General features: G+C 40.3%; 12 protein-coding genes and 1 pseudogene. 3 read left to right on the top strand and 10 right to left on the bottom strand.

Features of this window, described 5'->3' with window-relative positions; translation table 11 throughout:
• Nucleotides 1-1,078 (top strand): VENN motif pre-toxin domain-containing protein (locus ACLBWE_RS17850; protein ID WP_447604159.1); only part of this gene is annotated, 1,078 nt, incomplete at its 5' end.
• Between the two features lie 770 nt (nt 1,079-1,848).
• Here ACLBWE_RS17850 and ACLBWE_RS17855 read toward each other — a convergent pair.
• A complete protein-coding gene (locus tag ACLBWE_RS17855) occupies nt 1,849-3,309 on the bottom strand; it encodes a coniferyl aldehyde dehydrogenase (RefSeq protein WP_447604160.1) in 1,461 nt (486 codons plus the stop codon).
• A gap of 130 nt (nt 3,310-3,439) precedes the next feature.
• Here ACLBWE_RS17855 and ACLBWE_RS17860 point away from each other — a divergent pair.
• Nucleotides 3,440-4,508 (top strand): annotated as a pseudogene (locus ACLBWE_RS17860) (AraC family transcriptional regulator).
• 15 nt (nt 4,509-4,523) lie between these two features.
• Here ACLBWE_RS17860 and ACLBWE_RS17865 read toward each other — a convergent pair.
• The 9 genes from ACLBWE_RS17865 to ACLBWE_RS17905 form a co-directional block, all read right to left on the bottom strand.
• Complete coding sequence (locus tag ACLBWE_RS17865) at nt 4,524-5,420, bottom strand: DMT family transporter (RefSeq protein ID WP_447604161.1); 897 nt, start codon at nt 5,418-5,420, stop codon at nt 4,524-4,526.
• 145 nt (nt 5,421-5,565) lie between these two features.
• Entirely contained in the window at nt 5,566-7,317 is a 1,752-nt protein-coding gene (locus ACLBWE_RS17870; RefSeq protein ID WP_447604162.1) for a tannase/feruloyl esterase family alpha/beta hydrolase, read from the bottom strand.
• Nucleotides 7,318-7,350: 33 nt separating this feature from the next.
• Nucleotides 7,351-7,740, bottom strand: coding sequence for a PaaI family thioesterase (locus ACLBWE_RS17875; RefSeq protein ID WP_447604163.1), 390 nt, complete (start codon nt 7,738-7,740; stop codon nt 7,351-7,353).
• Nucleotides 7,741-7,779: 39 nt separating this feature from the next.
• Nucleotides 7,780-8,316 (bottom strand): DUF3237 domain-containing protein, encoded by a 537-nt coding sequence (locus tag ACLBWE_RS17880; RefSeq protein WP_045434398.1) that lies wholly within the window; start codon nt 8,314-8,316, stop codon nt 7,780-7,782.
• 57 nt (nt 8,317-8,373) lie between these two features.
• A complete protein-coding gene (locus ACLBWE_RS17885; RefSeq protein ID WP_198079204.1) occupies nt 8,374-9,624 on the bottom strand; it encodes an OprD family porin in 1,251 nt (416 codons plus the stop codon).
• A gap of 81 nt (nt 9,625-9,705) precedes the next feature.
• The gene (locus ACLBWE_RS17890) at nt 9,706-10,845 is read right to left on the bottom strand and encodes an acyl-CoA dehydrogenase family protein (RefSeq protein ID WP_447604164.1); all 1,140 of its coding nucleotides are present in this window, start codon (nt 10,843-10,845) and stop codon (nt 9,706-9,708) included.
• A gap of 75 nt (nt 10,846-10,920) precedes the next feature.
• Nucleotides 10,921-12,807 (bottom strand): feruloyl-CoA synthase, encoded by a 1,887-nt coding sequence (locus ACLBWE_RS17895; RefSeq protein WP_447604165.1) that lies wholly within the window; start codon nt 12,805-12,807, stop codon nt 10,921-10,923.
• Between the two features lie 81 nt (nt 12,808-12,888).
• Nucleotides 12,889-14,340, bottom strand: coding sequence for an aldehyde dehydrogenase (locus ACLBWE_RS17900; protein ID WP_447604166.1), 1,452 nt, complete (start codon nt 14,338-14,340; stop codon nt 12,889-12,891).
• Nucleotides 14,341-14,377: 37 nt separating this feature from the next.
• Nucleotides 14,378-15,217 carry a p-hydroxycinnamoyl CoA hydratase/lyase gene (locus ACLBWE_RS17905; protein ID WP_171056761.1) on the bottom strand — a complete coding sequence of 280 codons (840 nt, stop codon included), beginning with the start codon at nt 15,215-15,217 and terminating at the stop codon, nt 14,378-14,380.
• A gap of 248 nt (nt 15,218-15,465) precedes the next feature.
• On the opposite strand from ACLBWE_RS17905, the gene mhpT reads away from it, so the two are divergent.
• A complete protein-coding gene (mhpT, locus tag ACLBWE_RS17910; RefSeq protein ID WP_231763827.1) occupies nt 15,466-16,698 on the top strand; it encodes a 3-(3-hydroxy-phenyl)propionate transporter MhpT in 1,233 nt (410 codons plus the stop codon).
• Nucleotides 16,699-16,738 lie beyond the last annotated feature (40 nt).

Raw genomic sequence — 16,738 nt, forward strand, 5'->3', positions numbered from 1 at the left:
AATATTACAATATACAATACATAAGATTGCTCATGCCGCAGCTGGGTGTGCTGCCGCAGCTGCTACAAAAGCAAGCTGTGAAGCAGGCGCAATAGGAGCTGGAGTTGGTGAAATCGTTGCTAGTTTAATGCCTAAGCCTATCAATGGAATTGAATATAATGATGAGGAAAAAGTAAAAATTAAAAATATGGGGAAGGTCGTTGCTGGAGTAGTCTCTGCTTATGCTGGCTATGATGTAAATACAGCAGCCAATTCTGCTGATATAGCTATACAAAACAATTATTTAACACATTATAGTAAAGCGAAATTTGTTGCAGATTTAGGAAAGTGTAAAGTAACTTCATCAAATTGCGATAATATTATACAAAATTATCAGAATCTTTCGAAAACTAATGATATAGAACTCGCAACAGTTTGTAATAATGCGGCTCGAAGTCGAGATTGCAATAATATGCTACAAGCTGCCTTAGACTATGCAGGTAGTGACTTTAACAAAATTTATGGAATAAATTCTTCAGCAATGGTTAATTTAAAAGCTGATCAGATTCGGAGTAGAGAGCTCGTATTAAAAAATATATTTAAAGATACTAATAACTGGTATGGCATGATAAATGATATTGATTTAAGAGCTGATTTTTTCAGTGCCATGTATGCTAAAACGGGAGCTGAATGGTTTAGGGTTGCTAATGAAACCTCACGGAAAGCTATTGTTGGCCTAGGGGCGGAAGGAGAACTTTCTTCACTTACATTTAAAGCTGGAAATTTTATATCAACTACAAATGCTTATGATTGGCGAAGTGAAGCTGGAAAAGCATTAATGGAAGGTGGATTTAATAATTTTAAGAAACTTTATGATGGTAAAGTAACTGATGTAGTTGCTTGGAATATTAGTCAGATGCAACAAGAGCAAAAATTATTACAACCAATTCATGAAAAATACTTCTCTGATAAATCTTGGAAGCCGATGGTTTGGATTCCACAATTTTTTATGAATGTTAATTTACTTGATTATCGCAGTCGTATTGAATATGGATGTAGGAAAATGAATTATACTGCAGCTCAGGGATGTAAATCATAATGAATAAAAATATATCTTATCTGATTGTAAATAAAGTAATTCTTCAGAATTATTTTATAACTGGTTTTGTGTGGTCTTTTTTTACCTTCTTCAGCATTTTTACAGCTTTTGAATTTAATGAAAACTTATTTGTTGATTGTTTGGTAGTGTTTTTTAATTTTTATTTATCTTTTACAATAGTTTTTATATTTCTTAGTAATATTTTAGGGGAAGTGAATAATAAATATTTTAATATTTTAATATTAACGAGGGTGGTTTATTTTTTACTATTTTTTTATTACTTTGTTGTTGTAATAAGATATTCATTTTTTGATCTTAATGAAGGTTTTTATGGGTTTAGATTCTTATATGGTTTAATTGCACCTTTCTTTATTTTAAGCCCTTTATTTATTTTAAATGTAAGATTTAGGTTTAATTTTTTATTGTGTTTAATTTGTTGTTTTTTTGAAATTATTTTTTGTTTATTTTTGAATGTTTTTTCAGACCATATTTTCTTAAATAGGAGTTATTTTTTTTCTATAGTTATAAACTCATTATTTTTTTCAATAATTTTCCCTTATTTTTTTTCTTTTTTGAAAGGAATAGGAAGTCTAAAATTATCGAAAAAGAATACGTTATTTAATGTATTGTCTGGGATTTCATTATTTTTTGGATTAGTGTTTCTGATCTTTTTTTACTTATTTTTTTAGAATTTTAAGTTGTATAGATTTTGATTTAAATATTAAATAAGGATTATAAAAAAGCCTCATTACGAGGCTTTTTTATAATCCTTATTTAATATTAGGATCACCTTTTTTCAAGAAAAAGCGGATCGCTAATTTTTGTAGGAATGTTCCATAAGGAGGGTGGAAAAGTTGAGTCGGGAAAAACCGATGGCGTGTAAATACCGTTTTGGCATGAGAAAGTTCACGGAAACCTTCTTCACCATGATACGACCCCATGCCCGAGTTTCCGATACCACCAAAAGGAGCATCATGGTTAACTACATGCCAGCCCCAATCATTGATGGTTACACCACCCGAATGAGTTTCACGTAAAATACGATCACGTTCTACCGAACTATGTGTAAAGCAATAAAGTGCTAAAGGTCGTTCATCCGATTTCACATAGGTAATCGCATCATCTAAAGAATCATATGCCACCACGGGTAAAACAGGGCCAAAGAGCTCTTCTTTCATAATGCGCATGTCGGGAGTGCAGTTAAGCACAATCTGTACAGGCATTCTGCGGCCTTGTTGGTCAAAGCTATAAGTGTCACAAGGAATAATTCGCGCACCTTTTTCTTGTGCATCGTTCAAAATATCTTGAATACGTTTTAAATGACGGTCATTTACAATGGACGTGTAATTCTCATTGTTTGTGATGTTTTGACCAAACATTTGTATAAAGCTTGATTTTGCAGCATCCACAAATTCATCAATACTTTCTTTGGGAACCAACGCATAGTCAGGTGCTACACAAATTTGACCACTATTTGTTGCTTTACCATGCGTAATGCGTTTTGCAGCATCGGCAAGCGGGTAGTTGCGGCTTACAATTGCAGGTGATTTACCGCCTAATTCGAGTGTAACAGGTGTTAGATTTTCAGCTGCTGCTCGCATGACCACTTTGCCAATAGCTGGAGAGCCAGTAAATACAATATGGTTAAACGGCAAAGAGGTAAATCTTGCTGGGTCTGTAATTTCTTCACCAAAAACTGCGACTTCATCTTCATTAAAGACTTCGGCGAGCATACGTCGTAGCATTGCATTGGTATTCGGTGTAATTTCAGACAATTTAATCATGACTCGGTTGCCCGCAGCTAATGCGGCAATGAGCGGACCAAGTGCTAAATAAACTGGAAAGTTCCAAGGAACAATTACACCAACCACGCCTTTAGGTTGGTATTGCACACTTAAACGATTTGATAAAAATAAAAGTTCCGTACGGCGTTTACTTGGGCGCATCCAGCGGCGTAAGTGATGAATTGCATGATCAGCCTCTAACACAGAGCCAAGTAAATCTAATAGTTTAGATTCATCCAGTGATCTTGAACTAAAGTCAGCATTAATCGCAGCAGCTAAAGCATCTTGATAACGAATAATTTGTTTTTTGAGTTGATGCAGTTTTGTTCGGCGAGCCTCAAGGCTTGGGTAAGGGTCCGCTTCAAAATTAGCACGTTGTTTGGAAAAAATAAGTTCCATATGTTCGGTGGCAGAGCCGCTATATTCTTTTAAAGTGGAGTGTTCCATTTTTATTCCTTCCCATACTTTTGCTTATCATACTTTATGCTTGAAGCGTTGTATGGTCGATGTTAAATTGAGACAACAAGAGGTAGTTTAGTGCCATTATGCACGTCACTCTAGGGATGGTGTGAGTTAAATGGCTAATAATATTTATAAAAATACAAATCTTGTTATCGAAGGAAATTATGATAATACATCTTTTGGTTCGAATACATATTTGCTGGGGTTGACCAGTTTATTTGATGAAATGGGCTTGCAAGGCCATTCAATGTCAGATGTTCTATCTGGTACAAATATTTCACCAGATGCGATGAATCAACCCTCTTTATATATTTCTCAACTTCAAAAAATCCAGTTATTTCAAAATATTCAACGTTTATCTCATGATCCGTTAATTGGATTGCGTGCAGGACAAAAGCAGCGGCTGTCAGATTTTGGAGTGTATAGTTACGCACTCTATTCTTCGCGTAATTTTAGACAAGCGGTAGAGCTTGGCATTCGACATATTAAACTTGCTGGGCCTATTTTAAAGAAGTCTTTTTATATTCGAGAGGATGCTGCTGTTTTTGAAGGGCAAGATATTATTGCACTAGGTAAGCTTTTGCCTTTGGTGTGTGAATTTTGGTTTAGCTCAATGCAAACCTTAATTGAACGTGTGCTGGAAGGACCATTTCAAGCGAAGAAGCTTTTATTGCCATACCCAGCACCTGATTATGCAGAAGAATATGAAAAAGTTTTTCATTGTCCTGTTCAGTTTAATACTGGAATGATGCAATGGCACTTTGATTTAAAGTGGCTTGATGTACCTTGTCCAAATGCCAACCCGATTACCGCGGATATGTGTAACTTTTTGTGAGCGGATGTTAGGTACAGCTGAACTTGAAGAGCCTGAGTTGGTGAAAACGATTCGTTTAATATTATTGGATGGAACGGGGCTTTTTCCTTCAGTTCAAGAAATGGCTGAACGGTTACATATGTCAAAGCGTACCTTACATCGGCGTTTGGCGGGTTTTAGTCTGACTTATCAAGAATTATTAGATGAAACTCGGCGCCGTCTTACTGATGAATACTTGCGAGAAACAACTTTAACCATAGACAAAATTGCCGAGAGAATTGGCTTTTCAGATACTTCTAATTTTAGAAAAGCCTATCGACACTGGACAGGTATTTCACCAAATGAGTATCGATTACAGTATCAAAATTAGAATAAGATTTGCTTGCTACTTAAAGCAAGAGAATAACTTTTTTTGCAAAAATGGATTACAGAGCAAAATAGCAAATAAAATAATAAATATGCCGATCAGAGTAAACAGATCCGGTAATTCATGCCAAAAAACAAATCCCCAAATTCCTGCAAAAATAATGGCAATGTAGTTCATTGGGCCAATTTGTCCTGCTGGGGCTAAGCTATAGGCATAAGACATAAAAAGCTGACTAATGTTTGCTAAAAGTCCTGCGGCAATGAGCAGGCTTAATTCGTGCCAAGTGAAAATACGCCAATGCCAGAACATTGGAATAGAGGAAATTAAACTACCAAAAATACAGAAGTAAAAAACGATACGCTCAGGCGGCTCAGTACTGGTTAAAGCCCTTACAGTGACAAAAGCCATTGCTGATAAAAAGCAGGCGCCTAAACCAATAAAGGACAATACATTGAGTAGGCCTTGATCTGGTTTAGCAACAAATAAAACCCCAATTAACCCAATAACGGCGGCAAAAATCATCGATTTAGTAATTTTTTCTTTTAAGAAAAGCCATGCAATGAGTGGAATAAAGATTGGGGATGAGTAGCTAAAAACCATCGCATTTGATAGTTTTAAGTTCGCAATGGCATAGAAAAAACCATACATTGCAGCGAGCCCCACGACACTTCGCCAAGTATGCATCCAAAGCTTATCGGTCTTAACAAAGTCCAGCCCTTGCTTAAAGAGCATAGGAATAAAAATAAATAAACCCACTGCATTTCTAAAAAACACGACGGTCGCATTGTCTACCGTTTCTGAAGCAAAACGAATGCATACCCCCATAATGGAAAATAATAATGCTGATGTCATAAGACAAAGCAGTGCTTTTCCAAGTTGAGTTGAGGGTTTGGTTGAAGCAGTCTGATTTTGCATATCGAAATGAGTTTTTGGTTTTCGGTGTTATCTTAGCAGCGATGCAGGCATTGGATGAAATATCATTTGATAATGATTCAATAGTGATACTTAGCAAAATAAAAAAAGAGAGCCTATGTAAGCTCTCTTTTTATCTTATAGGGTGTTATTTACAGCTAAAGTTTTCAGCTTTTTCGCTATCACCCTGACCATTGTAGCGGGCAATTAGTGGGTAAGGGCAAAGTGGACGGCTACGGTCTGGCGCCCAGTCTTGTGGAAGTTCAGTATTCACTTGACCACTCGGGTTGCCAGCTCCACGTGCAGTTGCAATGATTTTGTCAGGTGCTTGCCCATATTCGACCCAGTTGACTAAAGCGGTTAAAGCATCAAATTGGTCGGTCGAAATGCCATCACGTGTATGGTTCATGCCAGGAACTCTAAAGAAACGTGCAAATTCAGGTGCTGTACCTTTTGCATCATTTTTATAGTGTTGTAGCAGTTGATCGTACCAATTTTGGGTGTCATCTACAGAGAAAACGCCGTCTGCTGTGCCTTGTACCACAATCATTTTTCCACCGTGATTACGGAGTTTATCCAGATTGAGTTCATCGGGTGGCATCATGAAAGACATAGAACTTTCGGCGTATACATCATTGGTCGCCGATAGTTTTAGATAATCAGTATCAAAATTATAGTTAAAGGCAAATTGTCTAGAATTTTGAACTACAGTTGGGTCTGGTGGAACCTGAAAAAGAATACCGACTGCAACAGGGTCACGCGCTGTTCCCACCGAAGATTCGAATTTCCAGCTTGCCCAGTTGCTTCCCACTAAACCGGGGTCGAAAGGCTGGGTTGCATAGAGGGCTTGTCCAGCCGAATTTACAGGACCGCGGTAAATGTTGGCTAATACATCAATTTGTTCGGTGCTTAGGCATGTGCCATCTCTTGTGCTTGAGCAAACAGGTACATCTTTGTGAATATCAAATGCAGTACGGCAAGCCTCAACATCTTGAACCAGTCCATCTGCAACACCGTCTAACGCATCGCATTGATCTAAAATCGCTTTTGCTAATACTTTACGCTCTGAAAGAGTGAGGGCTGTACTTAAGTCATTTTCGTCTGTTGCAACTCGACGAAGCTGTTGTGCTGTATAGAGTTGTGCTGCGGCTGCACGAGGCAAATGAAAACCGGGTGTACTTGCTAAAATTCCATCATATTGGTCGCCTAAACGGGTTGCCGCAATCATGGCGTGGCGTCCGCCATTTGAAGTGCCGCCTGCATAGGAGCGGTCTGGCAATTTACCATACGCTGTTTTAATTAGATTTTTTGCCATAGGCGTGAGTTTGGTAATCGCACCATAACCGTAGTTTATTCTGGCTTGAGGGTCTAAACCAAACATTGGATTTTGTGAGGCATTATGTCCTGCATCGGAAGAAATAACAGCGAAACCATCATGTAGGGCATTGGTAAGTGGACCACCGCTGCCGACCTGACCCGTTGCAGGAATTAAATTACCATCGGTTCCACCATTGCCTTGATAGAGAAAACGGCCGTTCCAATCAACAGGTAAGCGCATTTCAAAACCAATTTGATAGGTTTGTCCATCGACAGAGCTTATACGTTGGTCCATATAACCTTTGATCAAACAATGAGCACCAATTGGTTTGTTGGCTACCGTCAATGTACCTGCCTCTTGAAGCGTGGCTGAGCTAATGACGGTATTGTTGTATTGAAATCCGAGTAAGTCTGAACAGCTTCCTGTCATTTTTACGCCCACAGCAGGAGACAACTGAGGTGGTTTCGTTGTTGAGGGCGTAGTTGTGTCATCACTGTCACTTCCACAGCCTGCCAAAGAACCAAGCATGGCAAGTACTAAAGCGGAGTGGGTCAAAATTCGTTTATTGTTGGTGTAATTCATTTATTCATATCCTTATCGAATGAATGTTTGCAATTAATCTAAAACCAGAAAATTAGCTGTGCTTCGTGCAATCATTTTGTTGTTTTGCCAAGCTTCACTTTCGAGATTCAGTACAGTTTTGCCTTGTTTAATGAAACGGCATTTTGTAATGACTTCGCCCACAGCACAGGGTCTTAAAAAGTCCATCGTTAAGTTGATGGTGGTGGCTGGTTTACGGTCATTGGCGAGATATGCAAAAAGTCCCATCACGTCATCAAGCATGGCGCAGATCATGCCGCCTTCGACGGTGCCGCGTGGATTGGTAAAGCTTTCTAGCGCCGTGTAGTGGATGGCGAGCTCAGTGTTTTTTTCATTCCAATGGATATTGTGTCCACCCAAATGGTGGTGGATGGGCGGTAAGTGTTCTAAAGTTTTTTGATCCATAATGAATGGTCCATCCTTTTGTAAGTGTTATAAAAATTATTATTTCAGGGTATAGGCATCATAAATAACCGCTTTGCCCAAGCGCATTGCACTACCTACTGCAACGGTCTGGTTAAGCCATGCATATTTAGGTGAGCTGGTTTCAAACTGCATGGTAATTTTGAAATAGTAATTTTTCGGGTCGACATCTTTGCCTTGAGCAAGCTGTTTTAGTGTTTCTGCCGAGCCATGTCGGTAACCTTTGGTTTGAAGATAAATGAGTGCACCGTCATCGGTTTCTAACAAATATCGCGTATCAATAATTGCTAGTCCTTTGCTGTCGACAATCTGCCAATCTGCGCCATTATTTAAAATGCGGCCTTTAAGCGATTTTCCTTCAAATGTTCCACCTGTAATAGGAATAATTCGGCGTTTACCAGCATCACTGGTTGTGCCTAATTCCCAAACAGGCGCATTTAAATCCACACTAAATTTTGCTAAAGGCTCTAGCTGAATGGGCGGTGGGCTATATTGAGTTTCGGCATGAGTCAGGGCAATCAGACTCATTCCACAGAGTAGCGTTACAACTTTCTTCATGATGAATTTCCCGAAATAAAAAGAGGTTCTATGTGTAACTGAACCTCTTTTTTTGAATTATTTAAATTTCCATGTGTAATCAATGTTGATGCGGGTTTCGTTTACAGGCTTGATGTTTGCAGTGGAGAGCATGTTGTTGTCATACATTGCATAGCGCGCGCGTAGCCCGAGATTTTTTAACCAGCCACTTTGAACGGTGTAGCCTAAATCAAAGTCGGTTTCGCGTTCTTTTAGATTGGTGCCACCTAAGTTGGGTGCATAAATATTGTGACCTGTGGTGTAACGGGTCATGAAACGTAAACCTGGAACGTAATCTTTAAAGTCATATTCATAGCGGAAGCTATAGGCTTTTTCTTTTGGGTTTAAAAACTCGCCCGGCCATGTATCAATGAGTAGGCCTGTTTCACCTCCAGTCAAATACGGAAATGCAGTGTCGCCGTGATGTTGGAAGGTTCCAAAAATAAACTTATGGTTTTGATGTTTGAGTTCGAAATGAGCATGATAAAGATCATTATCGACTAAACCAGCCTTCGCTTGTCCGTCATCACGACTGCGGTAGTAACGTAACTGCGAGCTAAGATTAGTAGTGTCATTAATTTTGTGTTGGTGTAAGGCACCGACCATGGTCTGGTTATAAAGATCATCAACATCCATATAGAACGCAGTGAGTTTGATTGCTGGATCAAGCTGATAGTTCCCACCTAAATAATACAGTCCATCAGTTTCGGCACTTTTAAACCGTCCATTCACTCCTGAAATTTTAATTTTTTCATAGTTAGTTGAATCACGATGATTCACTTTATCGAGATAGGCTGCCTGTAAGTCAAAATCTTTAATATCTTTACTGGTCAGTGAAATTCCTCGATAAGTTTGAGGTAACAAACGAGCAGGCGAAGCTACTAAAACAGGGTTCATCGGCATTAGCGTGCCTATGCGCAGCTCTGTCTGGCTCATTTTAGCTTTTGCTGTTACACCAATTTCTCCGTAAGAGTCGGCAGGCTCATTGGTGCGTGTGTCTCTAGGTAAGTTTCCTGTACCTCCATGCTCCGCATCGGCATCGAGTTTGAAGCCTGCTGTCGCAAGTACATCCAGCCCAAAACCGACAGTCCCTTCGGTATAACCTGAATTGGCTTTGAGAATAAACCCTTGTGTCCAGTCCTTGGCGGCAGGGTAAGCGGATTGCTCTTGGTAGTCGCGGTCAAAATAGAAGTTTCGTGTGGTGAGTTCTACTGAACTGTTGTCAATAAAATTACCAGCCCACACTGAACCAGAGAGCATGAGGGTTGAGTACATCCATAATTTCGACATAGCATTTCTTCCTGAAATATCATTTTTTGTTTTCAACAAGGCATGGTTGTTCTGTCTGCCTTATTTGGTTTTTAAATCAAATTATTTTCCGAGCAGTTCTCGGGCCACGATTTCCTTCATAATTTCATTGGTTCCCCCATAAATTTTTTGTACCCGTGCATCCACAAAAAAGCGTGAAATCGGGTATTCCTGCATGTAACCGTAGCCACCAAAAAGCTGAAGTAATTGATCAATCACTTCACATTGAACATCGGTAATAAAGCATTTCAGTGCGGCAACTTGAGTGACACTTAACTGGTGTTGTTGATACAGCGCTGCACATTGGTCTACAAAAGCTTGGGCGGCTTTGGCTTTGATTTGTGCATTTGCGAGCACAAAGCGCGTGTTTTGCATTTGGCTTAAAGGTTGTCCGAAAGCTTTACGCTCCAGCACGTAGTCTTTGGTCAGTTCGATGGCGCCTAAAATTGACCCCAAAGCCATCATGGAAATACTTAAACGTTCACGTGGTAACTCTTGCATTAAATAGGTAAAACCTTGTCCTTCTTCACCCAAACGTTGTGTGATAGGCACGCAAACATCATCAAAAAAAAGTTCGGCAGTATCTTGGGCATGTAGTCCGATTTTTTGTAAAGAGCGACCTTTTTTGACACCGTCTAAAGCAGCATCAACTAAAAGAATCGAAATACCTTTTGCTTTGGCTTGAGGATTGGTTTTAGCCACAAGAACGATCAGGTCGGCGTGCAAACCATTTGAGATAAACGTTTTTGAACCATTTAAACGATAGTGATCATTTTCTAAAACGGCTTGAGTCCGTATGGCCTGTAAGTCTGAGCCTGCATTCGCCTCTGTCATGGCAATTGCGGTGACCACTTCACCTGTCACCATTTTGGGTAGCCAATAGCGTTTTTGATCTTCAGTTCCAATATTTTGCAAGTAAGGAGAGACCAGCTCATTTTGCCCACCAATTGCAACAGCTAAAGATGCAAAGCCAGCTTGAGCGGTTTCTTGAACCAGCATGAGAGAGTAATGAACAGGAGCGCCATAGCCGCCATATTCTTCGGGCACATCGACGCACAAAAAGCCATTTTCCCCAAGACGAAGCCATAGATCACGTGGGATCAGGCCATCGTGTTCCCACTGTTCGTAATATGGGGCAACCTGTTCTTTTAAGAACCTGCGGTAACTGTCTCGAAATAGTTCAAATTCTGTATCGTGTGGCATGTTGAACCTTTTTTTAGGCAAAAGTGTGGCTATTGCCCAAACCGAAGTTTGAGCTTTCTTTTTTACTTCAATAGCTTATTGCTTTAAGGTGGGCACTCGAATAATGAGTGGGTTTTCGGCCTGCTTTTGATAAAGCTCATCAATTAAGGCAGCACGACGTTTAGTAATATTGCTTTGATTGAGATTGCCTTTATCGGTCACTTCTCCAGCATCGAGCTGAGGTGGTTCGGTCATTAAATAAAGCATTGAAACTGTATTTGAACTGCCAGTCGCATCTTTATTAAATGTCGTTAAAAATTGACGGAACCATTGCTGGACTTTAGGGTGTTGTAATATCTCTGCTGGAGAATGTTCGCCAAGCTTAAGGCCTGCGTATTGAGCACAAGCTTCTAATTTTGGAAAAATCAGAAAGCCAACAGCATTCAGGTTTGAACCTGTAATACAGACATCTTGAACCAGTAAATTACCTTGAATGAGCACTTTGTTGCGTAGTGTGCCGACATTGACGAAAGTGCCTGTATTGAGTTTAAAGTCTTCGGCAATGCGTCCGTCGTACATGAGACCTTTAGTCGGATCATTGATATCGACCAAACGAACAGCATCGCCAGTATGGAAAAAGCCTTCATCATCAAACACAGTGCTTTGCTGGTCTGCTTTTAAGCGCCAATATCCTTTCATGACATGTTTGCCACGAACACAAAACTCAAGTTTGTCACCACATGGAACCAGCTTAATTTCGCATCCCGGAGCAGGGTAACCAATAAAGCCAGCCATCACGCATGGACCTGTTGTAAAAGCACAAGATGGTGCTGTTTCAGTCATGCCCAATCCGCTCATAATGCGAATTTTTTCTCCACAATGTTGCTGAGCAATTTTATCGAGCCTGTTCCAACCAGCTTCTGAAAGTGCTGCACCTGCAAAGAATAAAATTTTAACTTTGTCAAAAAAGCGGTCTCTTAATTCCTCATCTTTTTCTAAAGCTTCGGTGAGTTCTTCCCAACCTTTTGGCACATTTAAATAGACAGTTGGAGAAATTTCCTTGAGGTTACGAATGGTTTCGTCAAATTTGCCTTGAACAGGCTTGCCATCATCAATGTAAATCGTACCGCCGTTATAGAGCGCGATACCGACATTGTGACTGCCGCCAAATGTGTGGTGCCAAGACAACCAGTCAAGAAGAACAGGAGGAGTCTCTTCAAATTCAGGGAAAGTCTGCAATAACATTTGCTGATTAACACACAACATTAAATGCGTGGTTGGCACAGCTTTAGGGAGTTTAGTTGAACCTGATGTAAACAAGAATTTGGCAATCTGGTTTTCATCAAGGGTTTGGTAAAACTCTTGAACATTTGAAACTGGCGTATCTAAAAGCGATTGAAAAGACGTGCAGATCTGATTGCCCACAAGACCCTTGTTGGTCACTACTTCAATGTCGGATGTAATACATGCCTGAATGGCTTTGGCAAATGCTTGACCGTCGCTGGCATAGACCAAGCCAGGTGTGAGCACTTCAAACACATGTTTGAGCTTGCCAAAGTCTTGAGAAATAAGAGAGTAGGCAGGGGAAATTGCTGAGAAAGGCACACCCGCCAGCATAGCACCCATAGAGAGTGTTAAATGTTCAAGATCATTACCACTTAAAATGACTAAAGGTCTTTCTTGGCTTAACTTACGTTCATGTAAAGCCTGAGCAATATGCCATGCGCGTTGTAAAACTTCTGCATAACTTAGTTTGACCCACTCACCTTGAGCATTGCGTTTTGCTGCAAAAATATGGTCTGGTTTGGTTTGTGCAAAATGAATTAACCGATCTGTCAGTTTTTGTGGATACGGTTTTAATTGCTCTTTTGGGCTGATATAGAGCGTGTCATCTTTATGGTGATAATGAATATCATGTTGCCCTAATTTTACGAACCGTTCGCGGTCTTGTGATTGAGTGGCATTCATTTGCATTTCTTTCACTCCATGGAAAGCGCATCACTGCGCTTTATTTTTTGCATCATGCAATTTTTATTTAATATGTCGTTGTTCGCATTAACCCGACTAAATCGGGTAATGGCGTGATTGGGTTTGAATGGTAATCCAGCGTAGTTCGGTAAATTCACCAATAGAGGCTTTACTACCAAATCGTCCGTAACCACTCGATTTTGTTCCGCCAAATGGCATTTGAGCTTCGTCATGCACGGTTGCGCCGTTAATATGACAAATACCTGAATCAATCTGTTTAGCGACTTCCAATGCCTGCGAAATATTCTGGCTAAACACTGCTGAAGAAAGACCGAACTCGCTGTCATTTGCCAGTGCTACACCTTCTTCAACGGTTGCAAAACGTTGAACTGTGCAGACAGGCCCAAATGATTCTTCGCGGTAAAGCAGCATGTCCGTTTTAATATTGAGTACCAGTGTCGGTTGCATGGTGGTGTCTTCAATATGAATACCTAAAGGTAAGTCTGCACCTTTGTTTTGGGCATCTTCCAGCAAATGCTGAATGCGATTTGCAGCACGGCGGCTTTCTAAAACACCGAGTGCATTTTCTTTCGAGGTTGGGTTGCCCGCATGAATAGAGTGTGTTTTCTCAATGAGCTTTTCAATAAACTGGTCGGCAATTTTGTCTTGAACCAAAACACGTTCGGTCGACATGCAAATTTGCCCCTGATTAAAGAATGCTCCAAAAGCAACTGCATTTACGGCTTCATGAATGTCAGCTTCATTTAAAACCACAACAGGGGCTTTGCCACCCAATTCGAGTAAAACAGGTTTTAAATATTTAGCAGCAGTCTCTGCAATAATTTTTCCGACTTTGGTTGAACCCGTAAAATTAATGCGTTTTACGGCTGGATGAGACACTAAACGTTCAACAATTTGTGGTGCATCTTCAGCAGCATGCGTAATCACATTTACCACACCTTCACCTAGACCCGCTTCGTGTAACACTTCACCAATTAGACGATGTGTTGCTGGGCAGGCTTCCGAGGCTTTTAACACTACCGTGTTACCACAAGCCAAAGGCATAGCAAGCGCACGTGTTGCCAAAATGACAGGGGCATTCCAAGGTGCAATTCCAACAATAACACCGCAAGGAACCCGTACACCCATCGCAAGATTGCCCGGCACATCTGACGGAATCAGGCTGCCGTCAATTTGTGTGGTCATTGCTGCTGCTTCACGTAACATGTTGGCAGCAAGGTGAACGTTAAACCCATACCATGTAGCAGTTGAACCTGTCTCTTGCATTCCAGTTTCAATGAATTGCTCGGTCTTTTGGTCCATTAAATCGGCTGCTTTTAACAAACGTAAACGGCGTTCGGTAGGCGAGAGCTTCGACCATACTTTAAAAGCTTGTTGCGCCGATTCGATTGCACGATCAACATCTTCCAAAGTTGCAGCAGCGGCTTTGCTTGCCACTGATCCATCAATGGGGCTAATACGCTCAAAAGTTGCCTGATTTGATGCATCAACAGATTGACCGTGAATAAGTAACTGTACATTTTGCATGGGTTGTGTCCTTACATTGCCATTAAAGAATCAAAAGTTAACCAGTACGTTTATAGCTCTGTAAACCCGGTTTAATTGATTTTTCATCTAAAAATTGTTTCAAACCTTCTTGGCGACCATTTTCAGTATCACGATGGATACATTGATCTAACTTGGCATATAAGTAATCTTCGTTTTGGTCCCATGTCAGCTCACGGCAACGTTTAAAGCCATTTTTAGCTGTACGAAGAACCACAGGGTTTTTCTCAAGTAAACAATTTGCAAGTTCAGTGACTTCTGCTTTTAGCTGTTCAAGCGGTACGCTTTTATTTACCAGTCCCATGGTTTCGGCTTCTTTACCACTAAAGGTTTTACCCGTCATGATGTAGTACAAAGCTGCGCGGTGACCCACAGTATCGGCCATTGCTTTACTTACAAGGTTACCCGGTGGGATACCCCAGTTAATTTCAGATAAACCGAAAGTTGCTTCATCTGCTGCAATTGCAAGATCACATGCCACTAATGGTGAGAAACCGCCTCCGAAACACCAGCCGTTAACCATTGCAATGGTTGGTTTTGAATACATGCGAAGAAGTTGCCACTGCCAACGACATGAATCACGACGAATACGTTCTTGATAAATTTCTGGCTGAGTGTCGACTTCGCGGAAATATTCCTTTAAGTCCATACCTGCTGTCCAAGAATCACCCGCACCAGTTAATACTAAAACACGCGCATTTTGATCAAGTTCTATGGCTTCAAGCACATCAATCATTTCACGATTGAGTGTAGGACTCATGGCATTTTTCTTTTCTGGGCGATTTAGTGTGACCCATGCAATTCCATCTTCAACTTTAACATCTACGGTTTCCCAGCGATTTTCATAAGTCATCTTCATACTCCTTGAATGATTTTGTGATGTTCTGAGATTTAATTTAATATCAGTTAAACTTACATTCAAGTCTTTTTTCTAAAATTTAATAATTATTTTATAATTGTATGTATTTTAAGTAAAAATTAATTTAATAAATAATTTTATATAAAAATATGTTGATTTTTTAGTAAGTTTAACTGATATTTTTGGTGTGTTTAAACAACAATACACAAAGGGCTAAATGGAACGACTAGTCAATAAAGGACAACACAATGGAAAAGATATTAGGACAGTCTGCAAGAGCAAAGATTACGTTACTACTTTGCTTTGCAATCGCAATTTTTGAAGGTTTTGATCTTCAATCAATGGGGGTAGCCGCTCCACGAATGCGGGCTGAGTTTATGTTGGATAATGGCCAGATGGCATGGGCATTTAGTGCTGCAATTTTAGGAACACTACCGGGTGCCATATTAGGCGGCAGATTTGCAGATATTGTCGGGCGTAAGAAAATTCTGATTTTTAGTATTCTGCTTTTTGGAATTATGTCTTTGCTAACGGCCTATGCTGCTAACTTTAGTTTGCTGTTACTCATCCGTTTTTGTACTGGTTTAGGAATGGGGGGGGCACTCCCGATGATGATTACACTTGCCTCCGAAGCTGTGCCTGACCAGCACAAGGGCAAAGCGGTAAGTGTCATGTATAGCGGCATTCCTTTTGGTGGATTACTGACTTCTGTCGTTGCCATGTCGTTGGCGGGTGATGCAGAGTGGCGTCATATTTTCTATATTGGTGGTATTGCGCCTATTTTGTTAATTCCACTCATCATGCGCTTTTTACCTGAGTCAAATGATTACCTGCAACGTAAAGTTCAAGCACAAAAAACAACACCATTCTTTGAAGTTTTATTTGCCAAAGAACGTCGTATGTCGACCATTCAGCTTTGGGTAAGTTTCTTCTGTACCTTAGTGGTGTTGTACTTCTTGTTGAACTGGTTACCGCTACTTATGGGGGCGCAAGGCTTATCGAAACTTCAGGCAAATTATGTACAGATGGGCTACAACGTTGGCGGAATCTTAGGTTCAATCTTAATGGGTGTATTGCTTGATAAATTACGCATGAGTTTTGTGATTAAGCTGATTTATCTAGGCATTTTATTCTCACTTTGTTGCTTGGCAATTTCTCCAACCGTTGCATTACTGGCACTTTCGGCAGTGGGCTGTGGTTTATTCATTGTGGGCGGACAATCGGCATTGTACGGTCTGGCAGCAATGTATTATCCAACCGAAATGCGTGGAACTGGAGTTGGTGCGGCGGTTGCAATCGGACGTATTGGTTCTTTTGCAGGGCCTTTAATGGCTGGTTTTTTACTTTCACTTGGACAAAGCTCGACCATTGTGATTGGTTCAAGCATTCCAGTGATTTTAATTGCAGCGATCTCTGCATTACTTCTTGTCAAAAAACCTAAACAGCCTGTACATTTAGTACAAAGCTCAGGTGCTCGCTAAGTTTTAAGGAAAGTATGGGGTGACTACCTCATACTTTCAC

This window comes from Acinetobacter sp. M5A5_2a (assembly GCF_053345265.1).

Excerpts from the sequence above, each read along its gene's own strand:
- ACLBWE_RS17855 (WP_447604160.1), bottom strand. The coding sequence starts at position 3,309 with ATGGAACACTCCACTTTAAAAGAATATAGCGGCTCTGCCACCGAACAT.
- ACLBWE_RS17865 (WP_447604161.1), bottom strand. The coding sequence starts at position 5,420 with ATGCAAAATCAGACTGCTTCAACCAAACCCTCAACTCAACTTGGAAAA.
- ACLBWE_RS17870 (WP_447604162.1), bottom strand. The coding sequence starts at position 7,317 with ATGAATTACACCAACAATAAACGAATTTTGACCCACTCCGCTTTAGTA.
- ACLBWE_RS17875 (WP_447604163.1), bottom strand. The coding sequence starts at position 7,740 with ATGGATCAAAAAACTTTAGAACACTTACCGCCCATCCACCACCATTTG.
- ACLBWE_RS17880 (WP_045434398.1), bottom strand. The coding sequence starts at position 8,316 with ATGAAGAAAGTTGTAACGCTACTCTGTGGAATGAGTCTGATTGCCCTG.
- ACLBWE_RS17885 (WP_198079204.1), bottom strand. The coding sequence starts at position 9,624 with ATGTCGAAATTATGGATGTACTCAACCCTCATGCTCTCTGGTTCAGTG.
- ACLBWE_RS17890 (WP_447604164.1), bottom strand. The coding sequence starts at position 10,845 with ATGCCACACGATACAGAATTTGAACTATTTCGAGACAGTTACCGCAGG.
- ACLBWE_RS17900 (WP_447604166.1), bottom strand. The coding sequence starts at position 14,340 with ATGCAAAATGTACAGTTACTTATTCACGGTCAATCTGTTGATGCATCA.
- ACLBWE_RS17905 (WP_171056761.1), bottom strand. The coding sequence starts at position 15,217 with ATGAAGATGACTTATGAAAATCGCTGGGAAACCGTAGATGTTAAAGTT.
- mhpT (WP_231763827.1), top strand. The coding sequence starts at position 15,466 with ATGGAAAAGATATTAGGACAGTCTGCAAGAGCAAAGATTACGTTACTA.